Annotated in this window: 6 protein-coding genes and 1 pseudogene; 1 reads left to right on the top strand and 6 read right to left on the bottom strand. The window is 39.1% G+C overall.

The annotated features are described in order from the left end of the window. Nucleotides 1-148 precede the first annotated feature (148 nt). The 6 genes and pseudogenes from JQC92_RS20960 to JQC92_RS20935 form a co-directional block, all read right to left on the bottom strand. Nucleotides 149-604, bottom strand: a complete 456-nt coding sequence (locus JQC92_RS20960; RefSeq protein WP_205001482.1) for a hypothetical protein — start codon at nt 602-604, stop codon at nt 149-151. A gap of 64 nt (nt 605-668) precedes the next feature. Beyond that, a pseudogene (locus JQC92_RS20955) lies at nt 669-938 on the bottom strand (transposase DNA-binding-containing protein); the annotation flags it as partial. A 211-nt stretch (nt 939-1,149) separates the two neighbouring features. Further along, on the bottom strand, nt 1,150-2,529 hold the full coding sequence (locus JQC92_RS20950) for an amino acid permease (RefSeq protein WP_205001481.1): 1,380 nt from the start codon (nt 2,527-2,529) through the stop codon (nt 1,150-1,152). 107 nt (nt 2,530-2,636) lie between these two features. Then, the gene (locus JQC92_RS20945) at nt 2,637-3,026 is read right to left on the bottom strand and encodes a VOC family protein (protein WP_205001480.1); all 390 of its coding nucleotides are present in this window, start codon (nt 3,024-3,026) and stop codon (nt 2,637-2,639) included. Then, nucleotides 3,008-3,604: a GNAT family N-acetyltransferase gene (locus JQC92_RS20940; protein ID WP_205001479.1), complete on the bottom strand. Its 597-nt coding sequence runs from the start codon at nt 3,602-3,604 to the stop codon at nt 3,008-3,010. The genes JQC92_RS20945 and JQC92_RS20940 overlap by 19 nt, the downstream gene beginning before the upstream one ends. A gap of 1 nt (nt 3,605) precedes the next feature. After that, on the bottom strand, nt 3,606-4,139 hold the full coding sequence (locus JQC92_RS20935) for a GNAT family N-acetyltransferase (protein ID WP_205001478.1): 534 nt from the start codon (nt 4,137-4,139) through the stop codon (nt 3,606-3,608). 96 nt (nt 4,140-4,235) lie between these two features. Between JQC92_RS20935 and JQC92_RS20930 the strand changes: the two genes are divergently transcribed. Next, on the top strand, nt 4,236-4,694 hold the full coding sequence (locus tag JQC92_RS20930; protein ID WP_205001477.1) for a GntR family transcriptional regulator: 459 nt from the start codon (nt 4,236-4,238) through the stop codon (nt 4,692-4,694). The last annotated feature ends 99 nt before the right edge of the window (nt 4,695-4,793 follow it).

Here is a 4,793-nt window from a genome sequence, read left to right as displayed (position 1 = left end):
TGCGAGTTGCACAGCGTGTTACTCTGTGTTGCCAGTGCTAACAATAGCTCACTATTGCCGCACACTGTCGCCTTGATTAACAAGCTGTGCATTCTCGCTGAAATCGAGCATCTTCAGGTATGATGGGTATATACCACATTAACAGGCCTTATTTATCTTGAGTTTTTAAAGTAACCGTAGCCACTTTAACTGTTAATTTGGCTTTTCTGGCGACTCGATTAATGGCTTTGCCTTTACTGTCTTTCATTCCTTTTTGTGGGATATCTACCGTGTAGGCTCCCAGCTCAGGTTGAGATTCAAAGTGTTGAAAAAGTGGCAACTCCGACCCAATAATTTTTCTATTGTGCTTGGCACGCACAACAAAACGTTCATTGTGAGCCTGTTTATCTTGCAAATAGCTTTGTATGTCAGCTTCTCTGTCACAGACCGAAATCACTCGTGACATTGTGTCACCTAGGCGTTGACGGCAGAAGTGTGAAGCATCAGCCCATTTACCACTTTCTTTTTCATCAGCCTCTTCTGGATTATTAGGACGACACCACCAATCTTTGTGAATAAGGCCAATGGTTATTTTTAACGCTAACTGCATTGTCACTGCGCTCATTTAGAAGAGCTAAATAACGCTTGTTCCGCTTTGCTATCGTCAAAAATAATCATTGCTGAAAATATCAACAAAGATCAACAGCCCATAGTGATGTTGTGTCATCTAAGGCTAAAATTTCTGAATACGATTGTGCTTGTTCGGCTGTGTAATTAAATCCTGAGCAGCGTATTACTTCTGGTGTAACCATGTCATTACGCATCAATCGGTAAGCTCCTTCCTGCTTTGCCTCGTCACCTTGGCATGATAAAGCGATTGATTCACCACTACAACGCACCATATGCACAGCCGTTTCAATTAGACGCTTTGTTCTTCGTGTATCGTCAGTATTTGCTTTTTCGAAGTGGGCTGTTGACTATTGGCTATGATGATGAATTGACAAGATTCGTTGTTCTCTGTGAAGAAATTTCTAGATCAGATCAATGGATTTCAAATAAGTTCAACTTATTTGAAATTTGTGCAGAAGAGTCAGGGTTCATATTGCTGACCATCGACTATCCATTATCTTGTATCATTAGATATAGCAGCGAACTGTATTTCTACAAGCTTTAGAGCAGCTTTGTACGCCGCTTTAAAATCAGAAGTGCGATAGAAATTGAGAATACACAAAGCGTAAACAAGATGGTTTGGTACAGTAAGTTTGAAAATGGAAGATGTTGTGGAGGAATAAAACCAATAAAAATACAAACAAACGCACATACCGAGCCCATTCCACTGATTACCCACATTCCTAGATTGCCGCCTGGGACTTTATAAGCTCTAGGTGTTAAAGGGTGAGTGTATCTGAGTTTTATTGCAGCAATGAACATAATTAGATACATAATGCTATATAAAATCACCGCAATTGATGTAAGCAGTAAAAAAACATTATTGACGTTATCAAAAAATAAAAAAATTAACCCAATAATGGTGATTAAGCATGCTTGAGTGATTAACAATTGAGTTGGCACTTGGTGTTTATTCATTTTGAGTAGTTGTTCAGGAAGCATTCCGCTTTTACCGGCTGCCCATACCCCTTTAACTGGACCTACAATCCAAGTGCTAACTTGCCCAGCGGCACCGAGAGCAATTAAAAATGCAATGAATGGTAAAAACCCTTGTATTCCAAATTTAATGAATAAAATTGAAAATGCTTGAGAAGCGCCATTAATGTCATTGATCTGCTCCTTAGGGACAATCAGTGCAACGGCTAGTCCACCTAATAATGTAAAAATAAAACCAATAATGGCTGCCGAAAAAAGCGCAATAGGAAAGTTTTTTTGTGGGTTTTCAACTTCTTTTGCATGATTGGCAGATACTTCAATACCAACAAACCCAAAGATAAAGCTTAAGAATAGAAGTAAACTGTGAGAATCAGCTAAAGAGGGCATAACATTACTTAAAGTGAGGCTGTAATCAAGATGAGGAGTTCCTCCTCCTATCATGTAAACAATTCCCCCAATAATAAGTAGGATACTCGGAGTGATAACGCCAATTATCAAGGCAATGCTTGAAATATTCCCTGAACGTTTCGTGCCTTTAAAGTTTAGAAGAGTGGCTAGCCAGTAAACGGTAATAATGACAAGTGTGACAAAGTACTTATTGGTGCCAAGTTCTGGGTCAAATACATAAGCAAGAGAACCGCCAACGTAGGCTAAAATGCTTGTTATTCCGAAGATGCTTTGAATCCACTGTAACCATACTGCGATAAATCCGAGCTTTTTTCCAAAAGCCGCTTCTACCCAATGAAAAACACCATTTTGAGGCCACCCCGTTGCAAGTTCTGCAGACACAAGCGCTATTGGAATTAAAAAGACAAACACCGTAATGATATTGAAGAAAAACATTTGCATCCCAGTTTCTGCCATTGCGGGCATATTTCTGAGCGTCATGAATAAAGCTGCTGTGATAAAAATGAGTGGGAATACAGTGAGCTTTTTTGTTGGCATACGTTTGTCCGGTCGATTGTTAACCGCAAAAATTTAATGAATTCAGTATAAAGTAGCTTAGTTAATGAGTGAGACGAATTTAACAGTATTTGTCAGGTTATGATCAGCTAATCATCCCATTGATTTACCTCTCCAGTTGATCCGAAGTCGCTGCGTTGTGGTTGAACAACATAAAAGCGGTGGCCAGTGGGTGCTTCCATAACGACCCAACGTTCCATTTTTTTATGAACACTTGCCCCGAGATTTAGCAAGCGCTTTACTTCTGCCTCAATGTTGTCTGTTTCGATATCAAGATGAATATGGCTTTGGTGTTCTACTTTTTGAATTAACAGATTTGGCTGAGAAACTGGTGTTTCAAGACTGGAATATTTGTCTTTCCAATCTTCATCAGAGCGAACACAAGGCATCCCGAGCGCTTGCTCCCAGAACTTGTTTGCTTGCTCAATATCGCTAACTTGTGAATCCAAAACGAATGCGGCTAAGCGACTTTTGTGCATAAGTCATCCTTATTTTTTTGATTTTCAGATCTCAAAAGAGAAAAAAGGCTAAGGTCATGGAACTGCCCCTTCCAAAAGCCGTGTTCTCGTAAAATTCCATCTTTATTAAAGCCGACTTTGTTGAGCACTTTTTCTGAAACTAGGTTGCCTTGCATGAAATAGGCTTCAATTTTATTTACAGGTAACGGGAGTTGTTCAGAAAAAATAAAATCTGTGATTGTTTGTACGATTTCCGTAGCGTAACCCAAACCCCAACTTTTTTTACACAGTTCGTAACTAATAACAGCTGAGCGGCTATGCTCATCGAAACGATTGATACCACAACTACCAATAAACTGATCATTAACTGTTGAAACAACAACCCAGTGGATGGATTTACCTTCTAAAAACTTTTGTTTATCAGTATCAATAAGTTCAGTAGCTTCCGTTTCACTTTTAAGGTGTAAGTCGTAGTACTTGGTAACGTCTTCATCAGAAAGAAGCTGATAGACTTGTTGTTTAAAATCAAGCGTCTGCTCAGCAAAAGTGAGTCTTTCTGAATGGAGTGTAGGAAAGACACCAAACTTATTAATATCCATATTATTCAGTCCAAGATGAAAGCTTTAAAATATAACGGTTTAGCGTTTCACCATCGTAATTCACTCGTTTTTTAAATTCAAATCCTGCTTTTTCTAGCACTCGACTGGACGCAGGGTTTTCGACCATCACGTCACCAATGATTTCATCAAAGTCTAAATGATGTTTTGCATAAACTAAGCAGGCTCTCAACGTTTCAGTTGCGACACCCTTTCCCCAATATTCGGGTAAAAATCGGTATCCCACATCATTGGCTTGAACTGATTCATGATCTTCGTACTTAAAACCACAAAAACCTATAACACGCTTGGTTTGCTTATCTTCAACAGCCCAGCGAGCATAACCATTTTCTTGATAACCTTTAAGCCAATAATCGGTGATGATTTGGTTGGCATCATCAATGGTTCTTACCGTGTCTGGGTCGCCAGTGTATCGAATGACTTGTTTATTCCCATTAAAAGCAAGAACATCAGCCGCATCATTGAGATTAAACTCTCTGATGATAAATCGAGGGGTTTCCGTTATGAGTTTCGTCATTATTATTTCCTTGTTATTGACTTGTTAGCGCTCATCTTACAGAATTTATTTTAACGGTACAGATACAGTTTTTGTTTATTTTTTGCGGTACAGATTATGAATAACTATAAGTACAAACAGTTATGGGGATTGCTCAATAAGCAAATAGATTCTGGTGTGCTTGTGGAAAAGTTGCCTTCAGTAAGGCAATTTGCTGCAGAAAATGACGTCAGTATTTCTACTGTTTTGAAAGCCTACGCTGAATTGGAGACCCAAGGTAAAGTTGTTGCTGAACCTAAGCGTGGTTATTTTATTCAACAACCTCAATTTCATCCTTCACAAAGGTATATATATCATGGGTATAACTATGGTGCTCACTCTGTTTCAGTTTCATTAGGTAAAGATATTTACCAAGAAGTTCAATATTCACTGAACGACCCCTCGTTGTTGCCTTTATCTTCAACAGCACCAAGCAGCGTGGTTGACTCAAGCCTACAATTAACACGCTTAGCTAGGAAGTGTTTAACGGCTGAGATTTTTAAGCTGGATAAAGACTGTCTCTTGATCAGATCTTAGTGCATTTCTCCGTCAGCTAGCATTTCTTTCGCCATCCTATATCCAACGACATAAGATTGAAGGGTATCCCAACCTTCCCAAATCGTTTCCCAACCTGCT

The sequence above is a fragment of the Parashewanella hymeniacidonis genome, from assembly GCF_016900895.1.
GTDB lineage: Bacteria > Pseudomonadota > Gammaproteobacteria > Enterobacterales > Shewanellaceae > Parashewanella > Parashewanella hymeniacidonis.
The sequence above is the reverse complement of the archived record's forward strand: the minus strand, read 5'-3'. Positions and strand labels throughout refer to the sequence as shown.

Coding starts and splice junctions, on each gene's coding strand:
- JQC92_RS20960 (WP_205001482.1), bottom strand. CDS start 604: ATGAGCGCAGTGACAATGCAGTTAGCGTTAAAAATAACCATTGGCCTT.
- JQC92_RS20950 (WP_205001481.1), bottom strand. CDS start 2,529: ATGCCAACAAAAAAGCTCACTGTATTCCCACTCATTTTTATCACAGCA.
- JQC92_RS20945 (WP_205001480.1), bottom strand. CDS start 3,026: ATGCACAAAAGTCGCTTAGCCGCATTCGTTTTGGATTCACAAGTTAGC.
- JQC92_RS20940 (WP_205001479.1), bottom strand. CDS start 3,604: ATGGATATTAATAAGTTTGGTGTCTTTCCTACACTCCATTCAGAAAGA.
- JQC92_RS20935 (WP_205001478.1), bottom strand. CDS start 4,139: ATGACGAAACTCATAACGGAAACCCCTCGATTTATCATCAGAGAGTTT.
- JQC92_RS20930 (WP_205001477.1), top strand. CDS start 4,236: ATGAATAACTATAAGTACAAACAGTTATGGGGATTGCTCAATAAGCAA.